17 protein-coding genes are annotated in these 17,178 nt (G+C 65.0%); 11 read left to right on the forward strand and 6 right to left on the reverse strand.

The features are described from left to right. The first annotated feature begins 2 nt into the window (after positions 1-2). The 3 genes from FZF13_RS19805 to cobO are packed head-to-tail and all read left to right on the forward strand — an operon-like array spanning position 3 to position 1,900. Positions 3-776 (forward strand): CbtA family protein, encoded by a 774-nt coding sequence (locus tag FZF13_RS19805; protein WP_024924629.1) that lies wholly within the window; start codon positions 3-5, stop codon positions 774-776. Next, complete coding sequence (cobU, locus tag FZF13_RS19810; protein WP_065998066.1) at positions 769-1,284, forward strand: bifunctional adenosylcobinamide kinase/adenosylcobinamide-phosphate guanylyltransferase; 516 nt, start codon at positions 769-771, stop codon at positions 1,282-1,284. Before FZF13_RS19805 ends, cobU begins: the two co-directional genes overlap by 8 nt. A gap of 1 nt (position 1,285) precedes the next feature. Next, entirely contained in the window at positions 1,286-1,900 is a 615-nt protein-coding gene (gene cobO / locus FZF13_RS19815) for a cob(I)yrinic acid a,c-diamide adenosyltransferase (protein WP_024927117.1), read from the forward strand. Positions 1,901-2,119: 219 nt separating this feature from the next. Here the strand turns inward: cobO and cbiB are convergent, their stop codons facing one another. Then, entirely contained in the window at positions 2,120-3,082 is a 963-nt protein-coding gene (gene cbiB, locus FZF13_RS19820) for an adenosylcobinamide-phosphate synthase CbiB (RefSeq protein WP_024927116.1), read from the reverse strand. Between cbiB and cobD the strand changes: the two genes are divergently transcribed. Continuing rightward, complete coding sequence (gene cobD / locus FZF13_RS19825; protein ID WP_024927115.1) at positions 3,081-4,136, forward strand: threonine-phosphate decarboxylase CobD; 1,056 nt, start codon at positions 3,081-3,083, stop codon at positions 4,134-4,136. The genes cbiB and cobD overlap by 2 nt on opposite strands. Further along, positions 4,133-4,642, forward strand: a complete 510-nt coding sequence (locus FZF13_RS19830; protein WP_024927114.1) for a tyrosine phosphatase family protein — start codon at positions 4,133-4,135, stop codon at positions 4,640-4,642. The genes cobD and FZF13_RS19830 overlap by 4 nt, the downstream gene beginning before the upstream one ends. A 114-nt stretch (positions 4,643-4,756) precedes the next feature. Here the strand turns inward: FZF13_RS19830 and FZF13_RS19835 are convergent, their stop codons facing one another. From FZF13_RS19835 to FZF13_RS19845, 3 genes are all read right to left on the reverse strand, one after another. After that, positions 4,757-5,035, reverse strand: a complete 279-nt coding sequence (locus FZF13_RS19835) for an endonuclease domain-containing protein (protein WP_425505491.1) — start codon at positions 5,033-5,035, stop codon at positions 4,757-4,759. A gap of 191 nt (positions 5,036-5,226) precedes the next feature. Next, positions 5,227-6,024: a creatininase family protein gene (locus FZF13_RS19840; protein ID WP_024926780.1), complete on the reverse strand. Its 798-nt coding sequence runs from the start codon at positions 6,022-6,024 to the stop codon at positions 5,227-5,229. 256 nt (positions 6,025-6,280) lie between these two features. Further along, positions 6,281-6,664: a RidA family protein gene (locus tag FZF13_RS19845; protein WP_024926781.1), complete on the reverse strand. Its 384-nt coding sequence runs from the start codon at positions 6,662-6,664 to the stop codon at positions 6,281-6,283. A 335-nt stretch (positions 6,665-6,999) separates the two neighbouring features. Here FZF13_RS19845 and FZF13_RS19850 point away from each other — a divergent pair, with 335 nt between their 5' ends. From FZF13_RS19850 to FZF13_RS19875, 6 genes are all read left to right on the forward strand, one after another. Beyond that, on the forward strand, positions 7,000-8,007 hold the full coding sequence (locus FZF13_RS19850; protein ID WP_024926782.1) for an ABC transporter substrate-binding protein: 1,008 nt from the start codon (positions 7,000-7,002) through the stop codon (positions 8,005-8,007). Positions 8,008-8,244: 237 nt separating this feature from the next. After that, entirely contained in the window at positions 8,245-9,054 is an 810-nt protein-coding gene (locus FZF13_RS19855; RefSeq protein WP_024926783.1) for an ABC transporter ATP-binding protein, read from the forward strand. Beyond that, positions 9,051-9,902 carry an ABC transporter permease gene (locus FZF13_RS19860; RefSeq protein WP_024926784.1) on the forward strand — a complete coding sequence of 284 codons (852 nt, stop codon included), beginning with the start codon at positions 9,051-9,053 and terminating at the stop codon, positions 9,900-9,902. Before FZF13_RS19855 ends, FZF13_RS19860 begins: the two co-directional genes overlap by 4 nt. 210 nt (positions 9,903-10,112) lie before the next feature. Next, positions 10,113-11,423 carry a cytosine deaminase gene (locus FZF13_RS19865; RefSeq protein WP_036254704.1) on the forward strand — a complete coding sequence of 437 codons (1,311 nt, stop codon included), beginning with the start codon at positions 10,113-10,115 and terminating at the stop codon, positions 11,421-11,423. Next, entirely contained in the window at positions 11,423-12,823 is a 1,401-nt protein-coding gene (locus tag FZF13_RS19870) for an FAD-binding oxidoreductase (RefSeq protein WP_024926786.1), read from the forward strand. The genes FZF13_RS19865 and FZF13_RS19870 overlap by 1 nt, the downstream gene beginning before the upstream one ends. Before the next feature lie 2 nt (positions 12,824-12,825). Next, a complete protein-coding gene (locus FZF13_RS19875) occupies positions 12,826-13,410 on the forward strand; it encodes an NAD(P)H-dependent oxidoreductase (RefSeq protein ID WP_024926787.1) in 585 nt (194 codons plus the stop codon). 144 nt (positions 13,411-13,554) lie between these two features. On the opposite strand, the gene FZF13_RS19880 is transcribed toward FZF13_RS19875, so the two are convergent. Next, positions 13,555-15,999, reverse strand: a complete 2,445-nt coding sequence (locus FZF13_RS19880; RefSeq protein ID WP_024926788.1) for a GcvT family protein — start codon at positions 15,997-15,999, stop codon at positions 13,555-13,557. Continuing rightward, on the reverse strand, positions 15,996-17,177 hold the full coding sequence (locus tag FZF13_RS19885) for a pyridoxal phosphate-dependent aminotransferase (protein ID WP_024926789.1): 1,182 nt from the start codon (positions 17,175-17,177) through the stop codon (positions 15,996-15,998). The genes FZF13_RS19880 and FZF13_RS19885 overlap by 4 nt, the downstream gene beginning before the upstream one ends. Position 17,178 lies beyond the last annotated feature (1 nt).

Raw genomic sequence — 17,178 nt, forward strand, 5'->3', positions numbered from 1 at the left:
CCATGTCTGTTTTTCGCAACGTCGTGTTCGTCGCGGCGATCGCTGGGCTATTGGCCGGCATCGTGCTCGCCTGCCTGCAGGCCTATGCCACCGTTCCGCTGATCCTGAAGGCCGAGGTCTATGAACAGGCCGGCGGCGGTCACGAGCATCCGGCGCCGGCTGCTCCCGCGGCTGATGCCGGCGCGGCCACCACCGCCATGAGCACGCCGGCCCCGGCCGCCGCCGCTCCGGCCGAAGAGGAAGGCTGGGCGCCCGCCGATGGCGCCGAGCGCTTCTCCTTCAACGTGGTCTCCAATATCGTCACCGGCATCGGCTTCGCGCTGATCCTTGTCGCCTTCTCGGAATTCGCCGGCGGCATCGGCAACTGGCGCCAGGGCGTGTTCTGGGGTCTGGCCGGCTTTGCCGTCTTCACGCTGGCGCCGGGCCTCGGCCTGCCGCCGGAACTGCCGGCCATGCCCGCCGCCGACCTTCTGCCCCGGCAGATCTGGTGGGTGGCAACGGTGGTGGCAACGGCGATCGGCCTGGCGCTGATCGCCTTCCGCCGCTCGCTGCCGCTGACGATCCTGGCGGTCGCGCTGATCGTCGCGCCGCACATCGTCGGCGCGCCGCAGCCGGCAAGCTACGACACGCCGATCCCGGAAGGCCTGCACCACCAGTTCGTGGTGGCGGTCACCATCACCAATCTGGTGTTCTGGCTGGTGCTCGGCGCCGTCGTCGGCATCGTGCGCGGTCGCTTCACCGGGCAGGCGTCGAACCTTCGCGACAGCTTTGCCTGATCGGCAAAGCGTTTGCTTCATCATCGGCGGTGCGCGCTCGGGCAAGAGCGCGCATGCCGAAAAACTCATTACAGCGCTGCCGGCGCCGTGGACCTACATTGCCACCGCACAAGCCTATGACGAGGAGATGCGCGAGCGCATCGCCCATCACCGCGCCCGCCGTGGCGAAGGGTGGGAAACGCTCGATGCGCCGCTCGACCTTGTCGGCGCGCTCACGAGTTTGCCGTCGGGGCGGCCGGTGCTGGTCGATTGCCTGACGCTCTGGCTCACCAACCACATGCTGGCCGAACACGATGTCGAGGCCGAATGCGCGCGCCTTGTCGCCACGCTCGCCAAACCGCGCGGCCCATGGTTCGTGGTTTCCAACGAGGTGGGCCTGGGCATCGTGCCCGACAATGCGCTGGCCCGCCGTTTTCGCGACGCCGCCGGGCGTCTCAACCAGCAGGTCGCCTCGGTCGCCAGTGAAGTGGTGCTGACGGTTGCCGGCCTGCCGCTCAAGGTGAAATGACATGACCGGGATCGACGAGGCGGAAGCCGAGCGCCATCGCGCCAAGATGGCCAAGCGCAAGGCCGTGCAGGACGCCGAGGTGGCGGCAAAGACAATCGAAAAAGGCCTGCTGATCGTCAACACGGGGCCCGGCAAGGGCAAGACCACCGCCGCCTTCGGCCTGGCGCTGCGCATGCTGGGTTACGGCCGGCGCGTCGGCGTTGTGCAGTTCATCAAGGGCAAATGGCACACCGGCGAGCGCGAGGCCTTCGCGGCTTTCGGCGAGCGCGTCGTGTGGCATTCGATGGGCGAGGGTTTTACCTGGGAAACGCAGGACCTGAAGCGCGACGTCGCGGCGGCGCAAGCCGCCTGGGTCAAGGTCGAGGAACTGATGGTCGACCCGTCGATCAGCCTCTTGGTGCTGGACGAATTGAACATCGCGCTGCGCTACGATTATCTCGACCTCGACCGTGTCGTGGCGGCGCTGAAGGGCCGGCGCGAGGGGCTGCATGTCGTCGTCACCGGCCGCAACGCCAAGCCGTCGCTGGTCGAAGCCGCCGACCTCGTCACCGAAATGGGCGCCACCAAGCACCACTTTTCCGCCGGCGTGAAGGCGCAGCAGGGCATCGAGTTTTAGGCACCTTTACTTCCCTTCTCCCCCTGAGGGAGAAGGTGGATCGGCGCGTAGCGCCGAGACGGATGAGGGGTGTTGGAAGAAACGAGACGGCGCGAGAATAGAATTGCTTCGGCGCTATCCTGGTTTGGGTAAGTTGCGCTCCGGCCAACACCCCTCATCCGACCTCGCCTTCGGCTCGGCCACCTTCTCCCACAAGGGGAGAAGGAAGACCGCCGTCGCCTACCACAGCACCAGCGCCACCACCCCGAACAGCGCGATCAGCAGCATGTCGGCCGCCCAATAGAGCCGGAGCGCTTGGCGGATGTCAGCGCTGGTGACGGCGGTGCGGCCGCCTTCGCCCATATGGCGGCCTTCGACCAGCACGCCGCCATAGGAGCGTGGACCGGCGAGCGCCAGACCCAGCGCACCTGCCATCGCGGCTTCCGGCCAGCCGGCATTGGGCGAGCGGTGAAAGCGCGCGTCGCGCCACATGGCGCGCCAGGCCTCGGCCGGGTCGGCACCCCTGACGAAGAAGGCGGCAGCGACGATCAAAAGGCCGGTCAGGCGCGAGGCGGGCAAATTGATCAGATCGTCGAAGCGCGCCGCCGCCCAGCCAAAGGCCTCGTGGCGCTCGCTGCGGTGGCCGATCATGGAATCGGCGGTGTTGGCGGCCTTGTAGGCGACGCCGCCGGCCAGCCCGCCGATGCCCAGCCAGAAGGCGGGCGCGACGATGCCGTCGGAGAAATTCTCGGCCAGGCTTTCGATCGCCGCGCGGCCGACCGCCGCCTCGTCGAGTTTTTCAGGGTCGCGGCCGACGATCATGGAGACCGCCTTGCGGCCGGCCGTCAGCCCGCCCGAGTCCAGCGCGTCCGCCACCGCCTCGACATGGGCAGCCAGGCTCTTCTGCGACAGCAGCGAACTCGCCAGCAGCGCCACCGCGACAATGCCGAGCGGCAGCGCCAAAAGCGCCGTCTCGGCCAGGCGGGCGATGGTTGCCGGCACCATGACGATGACCAGCAGCGAAAAGACGCCGGCCATGCGACGCGCGGCGTCGCTGTCGGCGGCGCGGTTGAGCCCGCGGTCGAGACAGGATATCAGGGCGCCGATCCAGGTCACCGGATGGCCGACGGCACGGAACAGCCGGTCGGGATAGCCGAGCCGAGATTCGATCAGCAGCGACAGAAAGGCGGTCAGGGCGAACATGCGGCTTCCAGGCGAGGCGATTGCAGCGGTGGATCACGGCGGAAGCCTCGGCCGGGCGCGGGCGCTGTTTCCTGGCGCACCGGAACCGTTCGTCGATCTCTCGACCGGGATCAATCCGCACTCCTATCCGCTTTTCGAGCCGCCCGCCACCGCCTTCACCAGACTGCCGGAGGCGGCGAGGTCGGCCGAGCTGGCGACTGTCGCCGCCACCGCCTATGGCGCCCCGGCGCGGGCCAATGTGGTGGCAGCACCTGGCACCCAGATCCTGTTGCCGCGTGTCGCCTCGCTGGTGGCGCCCGGTCGCGCGCTGGTGTTGTCGCCGACCTATGCCGAACACGCGCGCGCCGCCGCCGTCGCCGGTCATAAGGTGGCCGAAGTGACAAATTTCGCGGCGCTTGCCGAGGCTGATCTGGCCATACTGGTCAATCCCAACAATCCCGACGGCCGCGTCGTCGCGCGCGACGATCTGCTGGCGCTCGCCGCCCGGATGAAAGCCAAAGGCGGGTTATTGGTGGTCGACGAAGCCTTCATGGATGTCGGCCCGCGCGAGGACAGCCTCGCCGGCGACATTGGGCGGGGCGGGCTGGTGGTACTGCGCTCCTTCGGCAAATTCTTCGGCCTCGCCGGCGTGCGGCTGGGCTTCGCGCTCGCCGACACGGCGACGGCCGCACTACTCGACAGCCAGCTTGGGCCATGGGCGGTGGCAGGCCCGACGCTGGAATACGGTATCGCGGCGCTCGGCGATATTGCCTGGCAGCAGGCGATGCGGCAGCGGCTGGCTGAGGATGCCGCGCGGCTCGATGCGCTGTTTGCCCACCATGGCGTTACGGTCGCCGGCGGCACGACGCTGTTCCGCTATCTCGATTTCGCCGGCGCGCCCGGCCTGTTCGAAGCGCTCGGCCGGCAAGGCATCCTTTTGCGCCATTTCGCGCAGCGCCCGCATGCGCTGCGGTCCGGCTTGCCCGGCAACGAGGACGAGTGGCGCCGCCTCGAAGCCGCCCTTGCCGGTTGGGCCGCGACGGGCGAAGCTCGCCAAAACAGGATCCGCGCATGATCATCGTCTGCCCGCTCTCCAAGGTCGAGGCCACCGTCAACCGCGCCGGCGCCGAGCGGCTGTTGTCGCTGCTTGCCGCCGGCACCGACATGTTGCGCCCCGCCGCGATCCGGCCGGAAAACCATCTGCATCTGGTCATGCACGACATCGCCGAGGCGCAGGAGGGCATGACGCTGCCCGGCGAGGAGCATGTGCGCGCGCTGCTTGCCTTCGCCGAGGGCTGGAACCGCGCGCGGCCGCTGGTGGTGAACTGTTATGCCGGCATCAGCCGCTCGACGGCTTCCGCCTATATCATCGCCGCGGCACTGGCGCCGAAGCGCGACGAGCTGGAACTGGCCAGGACGCTGCGCTTTCTCTCTCCCTCCGCGACGCCCAATCCGCGCCTCGTCGCCGTGGCCGACCACATTCTTGGCCGCAACGGCCGCATGGTCGCCGCCATCGCCTCGATCGGCCGCGGCGCCGATGCCTTCGAGGGCGTGCCGTTCGAGCTGGAGATTGAAGGGTAGGGTGCTGGCGCCTCTATCTCCCCCTTGCGGGGGAGAAAGCGATTTCAGCATCTTAGCGAGCACGCCCGTAGGGCGGCGCAGTCTAAGTGCTAGAAATCGCAAGAGAGGGGATATTCAGCCGCGACCGTCGGCGGCCTGCAAGATCGCCCCGCAGACCGCGTCGAGGTTCCTCTCCACCTCCTCGTTCCAGAAACGCAAGATGCCGAATCCCCGCGTCTCGAAATGTCGATCGCGGACTGTATCCCGCTGCAGTTCCGCGTGCTGACTGCCGTCAACCTCGATGATCAGCCTGGCCTCGAAACAGGCGAAGTCGAGAATGTAGCCATCGAGCGGCACCTGTCGCTTGAACTTCAGGCCGTTGAGTTGGCGGTTGCGCAGGGCCTGCCAAAGCATGTTCTCGGCCTTGGTCGCATCAGTGCGCATAGAGCGGGCAAAACCACGATGTAACGGTCTGACCGGTTGACGCATTGCCGGCAAATCCCCTCTCTTGCGATTTCTAGCACTTAGCTGCGCCGCCCTGCGGGCGTGCTCGCTAAGATGCTGAAATCGCTTTCTCCCCCGCAAGGGGGGAGATAAGGCGCCTCTTACTTCACCCACTCATCCAACCTCGCCTTGCGCACATCCTTCAGCAGCGTGATGAAGCCGTCGGCCTGGTGTTCGGCGGTCTGCCGGCCCTTGTCGGCGGTTGCCTTGGCGGCCTCGCCGACCACGCCATGCGGGTTGAGGTCCTGCGACATCCAGGCGAAGGCATGGGTGCCGGTGTGGCGCAGCAGCGAAAACGTCTTCTCGGCCTCGACCACCTTCGAGACGAAATTCTCGGCCTTGCCCATGTCGACCAGCTCGGGCCGGAAATGCAGCATCATGGAGGTCTCGTAGTCGCCGCCATGGATGCCCCAGCGGTCTTCCGCCTCGCTGTAGAGCCCGGCCGGGCGGCCGAAGCGCGACCAGCTCGTCTTCACCGCCAACATCCTTTCGCGCACCCGCAGCTCGCGCGTGACGATACCCATGATCTCTTCATTGCCGCCATGCGAGTTGACGATGACGAGCTTCCTCACCCCGGCGCGGGCGATGGAGAGGCCGAGCTCGGTCCAGGCGTCGATCAGCGTCGCCGGCGGCAAGGTCAGCGTGCCCGGCGCTTCGAGATGCTCGTTGGATTTGCCGACCGCCTGCACCGGCAGGATGCGGATGTCGAGATCGGCCGGCAGGCGCGCGATCACCGTCTCCAGCATGCCGTTCATGATCGAGGTGTCGGTCGACACCGGCAGATGCGGCCCATGCTGCTCGATCGCCGCCACCGGCAGCACCGCGATCGTCGTTTCCGGGTCGATCGAGGCATATTCGGTGGTCCTGTAGTCGCCCCACCACACGCGTCTTTTCGTCATAATGTCAGTCTCCGCATCGTTGCTGGGGTGGTGCATTTCCCTTCTCCCCTTGTGGGAGAAGGTGGATCGGCGCGTTGCGCCGAGACGGATGAGGGGTGCTGGAAGAAACGAGGCATTTCAATTCCATATCTCTCACCCCATTTCATCCTACCATGGCGTTCCGTCCAGCACCCCTCATCCGACCTCGCCAATGGCGGCTACGCCGCCCGGCTCGGCCACCTTCTCCCGCAAGGGGAGAAGGGGAAGGTTCCGTTTCTCACCCGGCCGCGATCACTTCCACCTCGACCTTGAATTCGGGCCTGGCGAAACCGGTGACGATCATCAGCGTCGAGGCCGGCGCCGGGTCCGAAAATGTCCGGTCGCGCACCGCCATATAGGGTTTCAGATAGGCGCGGTCGGTGACATAGGCATTGATGCGCACCACGTCGTTCAGGCCAAGGCCGGCCTCGGCCAGCACCGCGGCGATGTTCTTGAAGCAGAGTTCGGCCTGTTCCTCGACGCCTTCGGGAATTTGGTCGTCGGCGGTGATCGCCACCTGGCCCGCGCACAGGATGAGCCGCTTGCCGGCCGGCACTTCGACGCCGTGGCTGTAGCGCGCGAATGGCGGCTTGATCGTCTTCGGCATCAGATATCGGAACATGGCGGTCTCCTTTTGGGGACGCGTTGAGACCCGGGCGAGGTCGGCCGACCAGCTCTAATCTCGACGCATCCGAGGCGGCGAAACTAGAGCCGGGCGGGGGCTTGGTTCAAGCACTGCTTTTGCACTGCCGGCATTACTTTCAACACGAAGCGCTGATGGACAGCTGCCCGGAAAATGGGCACGATGGCGACAGGAGCTGCAGGTCACGGGTTCACGTCACGGGTCGAAGGCTGGCACCGTCGGCGCAATGCCGCCACCGGTTGGGTGGCATGTGTCTTGCGTGATCGATCGACGGTGTCTTTGTGCCCGTTGCGGGCGGATGGAAGGGGAAATCGATGACACGGGTATTGGCAGGAACAATGGTGGCCGCGGCGGCGCTGCTTGGCGGCTGGATGTCGACGGCGGCGGCGAACGAGAAGGTAATCTTCGCCACCAACTGGCTGGCCCAGGCCGAACATGGCGGCTACTACCAGGCTGTGGCCGACGGCTCCTATGCCGCCTGCGGGCTGGACGTCACCATCCAGCAAGGCGGGCCGCAAGGCAGCGGCCGGCCGCTGCTGTTGGCCGGCAAGGTCGATTTCTACATGGGTGGCAACATGCTGCAGGCCTTCGACGCGGTGCAGCAGGGCATTCCGCTGCGCGTCGTCGCCGCCTCCTTCCAGAAGGAGCCGCAGGTCATCATGGCGCATCCGGGCCAGGGCCTGGACAAGTGGGAGGACCTGCCGAAGGCCGACCAGTACATTATCGGCGACGAGGGGGCGACCTCCTTCTTCCTGTGGATGGTCTCCGAGTTCGGCTTCGATCCCGCCAAGCGCGCCGTCTACACCTTCAACCCGGCTGCCTTCATCGCCAACAAGAAGTCGGTCCAGCAGGGTTACGTCACCTCCGAGCCGCATGCGGTGGCCAAGGAGGGCGGCTTCCAGCCCAACCTCTTCCTGCTCGCCGACTACGGCTTCAACACCTACGCCACCACCATCGAGGCCATGCAGACCACGATCGACAAGCGGCCGGAGGTGGTGCAGTGCTTCGTCGATGGCTCGGCCAAGGGCTGGTACAACTACCTCTACGGCGACAACAAGGCCGCCAACGCCGCCATCAAGAAGGACAATCCCGACATCAACGACGAGCAGATCGCCTTCTCCATCGAGATGATGAAGAAGTACGGCATCGTCGATTCCGGCGAGAGCGAGAAGCTCGGCATCGGCGCCATGACCGACGAACGCATGCAGAGTTTCTACGACAAGATGGTCAAGGCCAAGGTTCTGCCCGCCGGCATCGACATCAAGAAGGCCTATACGCTGCAGTTCGTGAACAAGGGCGTCGGGCTCAATCTGAAGAAGTGAGTGCGGCTTCACCTTCTCCCCTTGCGGGAGAAGGTGGCCCGGCGCGCAGTGCCGGGACGGATGAGGGGTGTTGGAAGAAACGATGCACTTCAAAATCCTGCCGTCCTGTTCGGTCGCCCGCCTAGGCGTGGCAAGTTCGCACTCCGTCCGGCCCACCTCATCCGACTTCGCTTTCGGCTCGGCCACCTTCTCCCGCAAGGGGAGAAGGGATGAGCATTTATCCACGGAAAGGCACTGATGTTGCAGCAGACGGTTATGCGCGGGGAGGGCATCGACAGCGGCACGCCGCTGCTTCACCTGCGCGGCGTCGGCAAGGTGTTCTCCAACGGGGTCACCGCGCTCGACAATGTCAATCTCACCATCAGCCAGGGTGATTTCGTCAGCCTGCTCGGGCCTTCCGGCTGTGGCAAGTCGACCGCGCTCAGGCTGATCGCCGGGCTGTCGACGCCGACGTCCGGCGCGCTGGAATGGCAAAAGGCGCTGGGCGACGATTGCGTCGGCTTCGTCTTCCAGGAGCCGACCCTGCTGCCCTGGGCGAGCGTCTTCGACAATGTCTGGCTGCCGTTGCGGCTGCGCGGCGTGTCGCGGCTCAAGGCCACGTCGGCGGTGATGGAGATGCTGGCGCGCGTCCATCTGGAAAACTTCGCCGACGCGGTGCCGCGCGAGCTTTCCGGCGGCATGAAGATGCGTGTCTCCATCGCGCGCGCCATGGTCACCAAGCCGCGCGTTCTGTTGATGGACGAGCCATTCGCGGCGCTCGACGAGATCACCCGCTTCAAGCTCAACAACGACCTTCTGGAACTGTGGCAGCAGGAGCGGTTCACCGCCATCTTCGTCACCCACAGCGTGTTCGAAAGCGTGTTTCTCTCCAACCGCATCGTGGTGATGGCGGCGCAGCCGGGCCGTGTCTTCCGCGACATGGCGGTGGAGGCGCATTACCCGCGCGACGAGGCCTTCCGCACCTCGCCGGCCTATGCCGCTCTGTGCCGGCAGGCATCGGAGGTGCTGGGCGCGGCGATGAGCGCCAAGGCGGAGGCGCGGCGATGACGACGCTCGAGGTGCGGCCGGTGGCGCTCGACCCGGAAGAAGCGCGGCGCGTGCGCCAGCAACGGCTGGAGAAGATCGGCGGCTGGGTGCTGCCGCTCGCCATCATGGTGGTCTCGGTCTGGCTGTGGGACCGGCTGTGCGTGTGGAACGACATTCCGAAATACATCCTGCCGAGGCCGGGCGTGGTGCTGCAGACCCTGCAGGACGATGCGCCGCTGCTGTTCTCCTCACTGTGGGTGACGCTCAAGATCACCTTCCTGAGCCTCGCGCTCGCCATCGTCGGCGGGGTGGGGCTGGCGGTGCTGTTTGCCCAGTCGAAATGGGTGGAGATGTCGTTCTTCCCGTTCGCCGTCATTTTGCAGGTCACGCCGATCGTGGCGATCTTCCCGCTCATCAACATCTATGTCGACAACCAGACCGCCAAGCTTCTGCTCTGCGCCTGGATCGTCGCCTTCTTCCCGATCCTGTCCAACACGACGCTGGGTCTGAATTCGGTCGACCGCAATCTGCGCGACCTGTTCCGGCTGAACGGCGCCTCGCGCTGGCAGGAGCTGTGGCACCTGCGCCTGCCGGCCGCCATGCCCTATTTCCTCGGCGGCCTGAAGATCGCCGGCGGCCTGTCCTTGATCGGCGCGGTGGTGGCCGAATTCGTCGCCGGCACGTCGGGCCAGGCGTCGGGTCTCGCCTCGCGTATCATCGAGGCGGGCTACCGGCTGAACGCGCCGCGCCTGTTCGCGGCGCTGATCCTGATTTCGGTGACCGGCATCGTCATTTTCCTGGTGTTGTCGCTGCTGTCGCATCTCGTCCTGCGTCGCTGGCACGAGAGCGCCTTGAAGCAGGAGGCGTGATGGCGGACAGATGCCGCGTTTTGGCGGGAACTTGCATCAATTCAGGCGGATTCTGCACCATCAAGGGGGCAGGTGAACAAATCCCGACCGCCATCGACAGCCCTTTCGCGATAAAGCCATGACAAACAAGCGCAAAACTTTTTCACCGCGTCGCGAAATCCGGATTCTCTCCACATCCAAGCGCTGGCCGAAGGTCGGCGGAGCGGCGACATGAGCAGGCTGCCGATCCCACAATCTGGCAGTTATGTGCTTGAAAACGCCCGCCTTCACCTGTCGCTGACGGCCGAGCTGGACGGTCCAGCGGACGCGGACGGCTTCGTGCGCGCCGATATCACGGTTGCCGACGGCCGCATCGCGTCGATCGCGGCCCATCGGCCGTCGCCTTCGCCGGGCGCCATCGACCTCAAGGGCCGCATCGTTCTACCCTGTTTCGTCGATTGCCACACCCATCTCGACAAGGGTCATATCTGGCCGCGCAGCCCCAATCCGGACGGTTCCTTTGCGGGCGCATTGCATGCGACAAATGCCGACAGAACGACGCGCTGGAGCGCAAAAGACGTGTCGGCGCGCATGGATTTTGCATTGCGGACGGCTTTCGCGCACGGAACCAAAGCCATCCGCACGCATCTCGACAGCGCAGCACCCCAGGATGCGATCTCCTGGCCGGTGTTTGAGGCAACGCGGGAAAAATGGCGCGGAATCATGGACTTGCAGGCCGTCTGCCTGGTCGGTATCGAGGAAACCCGCGACGCGGCCTGGTTTGCCGGCCTGGCCCGGCGTGTGGCGTCGGCCCGCGGTATGCTGGGCGCCGTCACCTATATGGTACCCGACCTCGACCTGCTGCTCGACCGGATGTTCCAACTCGCGATCGAGCATGATCTCGACCTCGACTTCCATGCCGACGAGACCGACGCGGTCGACGCTATCTCCTTGAAAAGAATAGCGGAAGCCGCACTTCGACATCGCTTCCAGGGCAAGATCCTGGTTGGCCACTGCTGCTCGCTGGCGCGCCAACCGGACAGCGATGTTCTCGACACCCTGGACAAGGTGGCGCAAGCCGGGATCGCCGTCGTCTCGCTGCCGATGTGCAATCTTTATCTCCAGGACCGCCGGCTGGATGGCACGACACCGCGCTGGCGCGGGGTGACGCTGCTGCATGAAATGAAGGCGCGCGGCATTCCGGTCGCGGTCGCCTCCGACAACACGCGCGATCCGTTCTACGCCTATGGCGATCTCGACATGCTGGAAGTCTACCGCATGGCGACACGCATTCTGCATCTCGACCACCCGGTCGGCGACTGGCCGAAGGCGGTGACGGCGACGCCGGCGGCGATGATGCGCTTGGACAGCGCGGGCACTTTGGCCGCCGGCGGCCCGGCCGATCTTATTGTTTTCAAAGGAAGAAGCTGGACCGAGTTGTTGTCGCGGCCGGAGTCCGACCGCGTCGTCATCCGAGCGGGAAAACCGGTTGACGCTGCCTTGCCCGACTATGCCGAACTCGACGAACTGATGGTGGAATGATGGATCTTGCGGCGCTGAAACGCGATCTCGATGGGTTGAAGATCGAGGACAACGAGAAGATCGTCCAGCAGAAGAGCCGCGATTTCTACTGGTACAGCCCGGTTCTGAAGCGGCAGCTCGACCATGTCAGCGGCGATCTGGTGGTGACGCCGAAAACGCAGGCCGAGGTCATCCGCGTGCTCGCCGCTTGCCACCGCCTTGGCGTCCCGGTCACGCCGCGCGGCACCGGCACCGGCAATTACGGGCAGGCGATGCCGCTGTCTGGTGGCGTCGTGCTCAATCTCGCCGAACTCGATGAAATCGTTGCGATTTCTCCGGGTCGTGTGGTGTGCGGACCGGGCGCCATCCTGGCCGATATCGACCGCGCGACGCGTGCCCATTCGGCGCAGGAATTGCGCCTGCACCCTTCCACCTACAACACCGCTTCGATCGGCGGCTTCATCGCCGGCGGCTCGGGTGGCGTCGGATCGATCAATTTCGGCGGCTTGCGCGACTTCGGCAACATCATCCGGCTGCGTGTCGTCACCATGGAGGCGGAACCCAAGGTGCTGGAACTGACCGGCGAGGATCTGCACAAGGTGACCCACGCCTACGGCACCAACGGTATCATCACCGAGGTCGAGATGCCGCTGACGGCCGCCTATGACTGGGTGGACGTGCTGGTCGGCTTTGACAGCTTCATGGGCGCGGCGCGCTACGGCAACGCGCTCGCCTGCCAGGACGGGCTGTTGACCAAGTTGATCACGCCGATCGCCGCACCCGTGCCGCAACTCTATTTCAAGCGGCACCAGAAATTCCTGCGTGAGGGGCAAAGCATCTGCGCGGTGATGGTCGCGCCGCATGCGCTCGATGCTTTCCTGGCCTTCACCCGCCGCGAGGGCGGCGAAATCGCCTACAATGCGGCGACGGCAAGAGACGAGGACAAGAAGGGCCTGCCGCCGGCCTATGAGCTTGCCTGGAACCACACGACGCTGAGGGCTTTGCGGGTCGACCCGTCGATCACCTATCTGCAGTCGCTCTACCCGTTCCCCAACCAGTTGGCACTGGTTGAAAAGATGGATGCGATGTTCCCGGGAGAGGTCTTTTCGCACCTCGAATTCGTGCGTCTCGACGGCAACATCACCTGTTTCGGGCTCAATCTCGTGCGCTTCACCACGGAGGAACGGCTGGACGAGATCGTGCGGCTGTTCGAGGAGAATGGCTGCCCGATCTTCAACCCGCACCGCTACACGCTGGAGGAGGGCGGCATGAAACAGACTGATGCCATCCAGCTTGCCTTCAAGCGGCAAGCCGACCCGCAGGGGTTGCTCAATCCCGGCAAGATGATCGCGTGGGAAAATCCAGATTACGACTATCGCTCGGGAAAGACGTTTCTGTTCAAAGGCTTGGCGGCGAGGTAGGCATGCGGGTACTCGTCGTCTATTGCCATCCGGTGCCGGAGAGCTTCTGCGCTGCCGTGCGCGATGCCGCACTTGAAGGCATCGCCGGGAAAGGGTGCGAGGCACGGCTGGTCGACCTCTATGCCGAGAATTTCGACCCGGTGATGCGCGATGGCGAGCGGCGCGACTACAATGAACGCGCCCCGGTCGATCCGGCACTCGCCGCCCATATCGCGCATCTGAACTGGGCCGAAGCGATCGTGTTCATCTATCCGACCTGGTGGTATGGGCTGCCGGCGATGCTGAAGGGCTGGCTCGACCGCGTCTGGGCAAAGGACGTGGCCTTTTCGCTCGACGCGGGCGGACGGATCACGCCGCTGATGGGCCATGTCCAGAAGATCGCGGTGGTGACGACTTGCGGCGCACCGCGCTGGTGGTCGCACGTGGTTGGCCATCCTGGCCGCAAGACCATTCTGCGCGGCATTCGCGCGCTTTGCGCGAAGCGTTGCAAGACGCTGTTCCTGGCGCACTACCTGATGGACGCCTCGACGCCGGAGAGCCGCGCGGCTTTCCTTGGCCAGGTGCGCCAGAAATTGCAGGCGTTTTGAAATTAGCTTTCCTCTCCCTGTTTACGGGGAGAGGATGCCGGCAGGCAGGTGAGGGGCAGCGCCGGATTCCCCGAGGCTAGCGCTGCCCCTCATCCGACCCTTCGGGTCACCTTCTCCCCGTGAACGGGGAGAAGGAAGGGGCGCCTACATCCGCACCCGCTCGGCCTTTGGATCGTATATCGGCTTCAATGAAGCCTCGGCGGCAAAACGCTCGCCGGCGATTTCGATCTCGTAGGATGACGCCAGCACATCCGCTTCCGTTTCACCCTGGCAAGGCACGTAGCCGAGCCCGATGGCGCCGCCGAGATGATGGCCGTAATTGCCGGAAGTGACGGTTCCGACGATCTTGCCGTCACGAACGATCGCCTCGTTGTGGAACAGCAAGGGTTCGGGATCGGTGAGGCGGAATTGCACCAAACGGCGGTCGAGGCCGGCATCCTTCCTGCGCAGCACCGCGTCGCGGCCGAGGAAATCGCCCTTGCCGGTTTTCACGGCGAAGCCGAGACCGGCCTCCAGAACGTGGTCCTCGTCGGTGATGTCATGCCCGAAATGGCGAAACGCCTTTTCGATGCGGCAGGAATCCAATGTGTGCAGGCCGCAGAGTTTCAAACCGAAGTCCTGGCCGGCTTCTTCGATGGCTTCGAACACATGCGCGGTCTGGTCGGTCGGCACATAAAGCTCCCAGCCGAGCTCGCCGACATAGGTGACGCGGTGGGCGCGGGCGAGGCCCATGCCAATCTCGATTTCCTGCCAGGTGCCGAACGGATTTCTGTCGTTCGAGAAATCGTTCGGGCTCACCTTTTGAATCAAATCCCGCGCGTAAGGCCCCATCAGGCAAAGCACACTTTCGGCCGACGTGACGTCGGTGATGACGACGAATTCGTCGGTGAGATGCTTGCGCAGCCAGGCAAGATCGCGCTGCAAGGTGGCGCCTGGAACGACGGCGAGGAAGGCCATCTCGGAAAGCCGCGACACGGTGAGATCGCTCTCGATGCCACCCTTGCCATTCAGCATCTGTGTGTAGACGATTTTGCCAGGCGCCACGTCCATGTCGTTGGCGCAGAGGCGTTGCAGGAAGGTCAACGCGTCGCGGCCTTCTATCCTGATTTTGCCGAACGAGGTCATGTCGAACAGGCCGACGCCGTTGCGGACGGCGAGATGTTCGTCGCGCTGGTTGCCGAACCAGTTCTGCCGCTTCCAGGAATAGCGGTACTCGCGCTCCTGGCCCTCCCTGGCGAACCAGTTGGCGCGCTCCCAGCCGGCGACTTCGCCGAACACGGCGCCGCGCGCCTTCAGGTGTTCGTGCAGGGGCGAGCGCCTGATGTTACGGGACGTCGCCATCTGTCGGTACGGAAAATGGTCGGCGTAGAGCAGGCCGAGTGTTTCGGAAACGCGTTCCTTCAGATAGCGGCGGTTCTTCTGGAAGGGCTGGGTGCGACGGATGTCGACCTCCCAAAGGTCGAACGGGGCTTCACCGTCATTGATCCATTGCGCCAGCGCCATGCCGGCGCCGCCCGACGAGACGATGCCGATCGAATTGTAGCCGGTGGCCATCCAGTAGCCAGATAGTTCCGGCGCTTCGCCGAGATAATAGCGATCGTCGGGGGTAAAGCTTTCCGGCCCGTTGAAGAAGGTGTGGATGCCGGCGGTGGCCAGCATCGGCATGCGGTTGACGCCCATTTCGAGGATCGGTTCGAAATGGTCCATGTCCTCGGGCAACTGGTCGAAGCAGAAATCCTCGCGGATGCCGTCCATGCCCCAGGGCTTGGCGACCGGCTCGAAGGCGCCGAGCATCATCTTGCCGGCGTCTTCCTTGTAGTAGGCGCATTCGTCAGGCACGCGCAGGACTGGCAGGCGGCCAAGGCCGGGAATCGCCTCGGTGACGAGGTAAAAGTGTTCGCAGGCGTGCAGCGGGATGGTGACGCCGTTCTGCGCACCCAGTTCGCGGGCCCACATGCCGGCGCAATTGATGACGATGTCGGTTTCGATCGTGCCTTGTTCGTCACCTTGCGCCCAGGAGACGCCGGAAACGCGGCCATCCCTGCTATGAACCTTCGTCACCTTGACGTTCTCGACGATTTTTGCGCCGCGCTGCCGCGCGCCCTTGGCCAGAGCCATGGCGATGTTGGCCGGGTCGCATTGGCCGTCGAGCGGCAGGTGCACGGCGCCGACCACGTCGGACACATTGAGATGCGGATACATCTCCTTGACCTCGCTGGGCGAAATCTCGCGGACATCGACGTTGAAGGCACGGGCCAGCGATGCCTGCCGGTAGATCTCGTGCTTGCGCTCCTCGGTGAGCGCGACGGTGATGGAGCCGACCTGACGCATGCCGGTGGCGACCTCGGTCTCGGCTTCCAGCTTGACGTAGAGGTCGGCCGAATATTTGGCGAGCCGCGTCATGTTCTGCGAGGCGCGCAGCTGGCCGATCAGGCCGGCGGCGTGCCAGGTGGTGCCCGACGTCAACTGCTTGCGCTCCAGGAGCACGATGTCGGTCCAGCCCAGTTTCGCGAGATGGTAGGCGACTGAGCAGCCGGATACGCCGCCGCCGATGATAACGGCGCGGGCTTTCTGGGGAAGTGCGGTCATGCGGCCTCGCGTCGATAGGCTGAAACGAAGCGGCGCAGCCTCTCGGCCGCTTCGAGCAGAACGGGTTCGGGCTGGCACAGGCTGATGCGGATGTGGCCGGCCGCGGCATCGCCGAAGGAAGAGCCGGGCATGACGCCGACATTCTCGTTTTCGAGAAACGCCCAGGCGAATTTTTCGTCGTCCGGTTCGACCGCGCTGATATCGAGCATGGCATACATGCCGCCCTCGGAACCGCGCACGGTGACATCGTTCATGCCGTGCACGGCGTTGAGGAAGAGCTTGCGCCGCCGCGCATAGAGCGCCGCGATCTGGTCGACGCCGTAGTCGTTGTTCAGCGCCTCGATCGCCGCGCGGCTGACGAAATCGGTCAGCCCGTAGGTCGTCACGAGATTGAGGCTGATCAGCAGGGCGACCAGTTCCTCCGGCCCGGTCAGCCAGCCAAGGCGCCAGCCGGTCATGCCGTGGCTCTTCGACATGGAGTTGATGACCAGCGTGCGCTCGGCCATGCCGGGCAGGGCACGCGGCGACAAATGTTCGCCACCGCCGAGCGTCCAGTAGACCTCGTCGGACAACAGCCACAGATCGTGCCGGCGGCAGACATCGGCGATGCCTTCCAGCGATTTCCTCGAATAGACGGCGCCGGTCGGGTTGTTCGGGGTGTTGATCAGCATGGCGCGGGTGTTCGGCCGCACCGCGGCCTCGATCGTCTTTGCATCCGGCTGGAAGCCGTCGGTGGCGCGGGTTTCGACCACGGTGAAATCGGCGCCGGCGGCACGGAAGGTGCCGGGATAGGTGGCATAGTAGGGCGCAACGACGATGGCGTGGTCGCCTGGGTCAAGCACGCCTTGCACGGCGGCATAGAGGGAGGCCTGGCCGCCCGGCGTGGCGATGATTTGTTCGGCGCTTGTTTCAACGCCCGTGCAGCGCGTCGAAATCCGCGCCATCGCTTCGCGCAAGGCGGGAATGCCGGGAAGCTGGGTGTAGTGATGATGACCGGCGCGCAGGGCGGCGACGCCGGCCTCGACGGTTTCGGCGGGCGTATGGAAGTCGTGGTCGCCGACCGAGAGCATGATGATGTCCTCGCCGGCTTCCTTGCGCTGCCAGGCGGCGAAATGCACCTCCCAGCCGTCCTTGCCGGAAGGGGTGATGCCGGAAATGCGGGAAGAGGGTTTGGGCATG

The sequence above is a fragment of the Mesorhizobium terrae genome, from assembly GCF_008727715.1.
Classification (GTDB): domain Bacteria; phylum Pseudomonadota; class Alphaproteobacteria; order Rhizobiales; family Rhizobiaceae; genus Mesorhizobium; species Mesorhizobium terrae.

Coding starts and splice junctions, on each gene's coding strand:
- FZF13_RS19830 (WP_024927114.1), top strand. CDS start 4,133: ATGATCATCGTCTGCCCGCTCTCCAAGGTCGAGGCCACCGTCAACCGC.
- FZF13_RS19845 (WP_024926781.1), bottom strand. CDS start 6,664: ATGTTCCGATATCTGATGCCGAAGACGATCAAGCCGCCATTCGCGCGC.
- FZF13_RS19865 (WP_036254704.1), top strand. CDS start 10,113: ATGAGCAGGCTGCCGATCCCACAATCTGGCAGTTATGTGCTTGAAAAC.
- cbiB (WP_024927116.1), bottom strand. CDS start 3,082: ATGTTCGCCCTGACCGCCTTTCTGTCGCTGCTGATCGAATCTCGGCTC.
- FZF13_RS19835 (WP_425505491.1), bottom strand. CDS start 5,035: ATGCTTTGGCAGGCCCTGCGCAACCGCCAACTCAACGGCCTGAAGTTC.
- FZF13_RS19875 (WP_024926787.1), top strand. CDS start 12,826: ATGCGGGTACTCGTCGTCTATTGCCATCCGGTGCCGGAGAGCTTCTGC.
- cobO (WP_024927117.1), top strand. CDS start 1,286: ATGACCGGGATCGACGAGGCGGAAGCCGAGCGCCATCGCGCCAAGATG.
- FZF13_RS19880 (WP_024926788.1), bottom strand. CDS start 15,999: ATGACCGCACTTCCCCAGAAAGCCCGCGCCGTTATCATCGGCGGCGGC.
- FZF13_RS19885 (WP_024926789.1), bottom strand. CDS start 17,177: ATGCCCAAACCCTCTTCCCGCATTTCCGGCATCACCCCTTCCGGCAAG.
- FZF13_RS19850 (WP_024926782.1), top strand. CDS start 7,000: ATGACACGGGTATTGGCAGGAACAATGGTGGCCGCGGCGGCGCTGCTT.
- FZF13_RS19855 (WP_024926783.1), top strand. CDS start 8,245: ATGTTGCAGCAGACGGTTATGCGCGGGGAGGGCATCGACAGCGGCACG.
- cobD (WP_024927115.1), top strand. CDS start 3,081: ATGCGGCTTCCAGGCGAGGCGATTGCAGCGGTGGATCACGGCGGAAGC.
- FZF13_RS19870 (WP_024926786.1), top strand. CDS start 11,423: ATGGATCTTGCGGCGCTGAAACGCGATCTCGATGGGTTGAAGATCGAG.
- FZF13_RS19860 (WP_024926784.1), top strand. CDS start 9,051: ATGACGACGCTCGAGGTGCGGCCGGTGGCGCTCGACCCGGAAGAAGCG.
- FZF13_RS19805 (WP_024924629.1), top strand. CDS start 3: ATGTCTGTTTTTCGCAACGTCGTGTTCGTCGCGGCGATCGCTGGGCTA.
- FZF13_RS19840 (WP_024926780.1), bottom strand. CDS start 6,024: ATGACGAAAAGACGCGTGTGGTGGGGCGACTACAGGACCACCGAATAT.